At 51.4% G+C, this 683-nt stretch carries 2 tRNA genes and 1 rRNA gene; all 3 read left to right on the top strand.

Going from position 1 to position 683, the window contains the following annotated elements:
• A 16S ribosomal RNA gene (locus tag F3J39_RS18685) occupies positions 1-83 on the top strand; the annotation flags it as partial.
• Between the two features lie 74 nt (positions 84-157).
• Positions 158-234 (top strand) — tRNA-Ile (locus tag F3J39_RS18680).
• 107 nt (positions 235-341) lie between these two features.
• A tRNA-Ala gene (locus F3J39_RS18675) sits at positions 342-417 on the top strand.
• Positions 418-683 lie beyond the last annotated feature (266 nt).

Raw genomic sequence — 683 nt, 5'->3', positions numbered from 1 at the left:
CGCTTACCACTTTGTGATTCATGACTGGGGTGAAGTCGTAACAAGGTAACCGTAGGGGAACCTGCGGTTGGATCACCTCCTTACCTGAAGATACCTTCCCGCGAAGTGCTCACACAGATTGTCTGATGAAATTTAAAGAAGCAGTAAAACTCTCTCCAGGCTTGTAGCTCAGGTGGTTAGAGCGCACCCCTGATAAGGGTGAGGTCGGTGGTTCAAGTCCACTCAGGCCTACCAAATTCTCCCGATTTCTGCGTTATGACAACGGCTCGCATAGTTCACTATGCTTCGCGTCGTCACGCCTTGAACTCGAAAGAATTGGGTAAAGGGTTTTGCGAATCATTGGGGCTATAGCTCAGCTGGGAGAGCGCCTGCCTTGCACGCAGGAGGTCAGCGGTTCGATCCCGCTTAGCTCCACCATCAACGTCCCCACGTTGATACTCAACTTCTGAATGCATTTTCGAGTGCATTGCGAAGTTATTGCTCTTTAACAATCCGGAACAAGCTGAAAATTTGAAACGACCGCGTCCGGTCACCCTCCGTAATAAGGGTGGCAGAACGATGCGGCCGGGTCTCAAGATTATCGCGATTCACAGCGTTCAAAACGCCTGTGGGTTGTGAGGTTAAGCGACCAAGCGTACACGGTGGATGCCCTGGCAGTCAGAGGCGATGAAGGACGTGCTAAT

This window comes from Pantoea sp. Acro-807, assembly GCF_011752675.1.
Classification (GTDB): domain Bacteria; phylum Pseudomonadota; class Gammaproteobacteria; order Enterobacterales; family Enterobacteriaceae; genus Pantoea; species Pantoea eucrina.
Note: the sequence above shows the minus strand (reverse complement) of the source record. Positions and strands in the feature narration are given on the sequence as shown.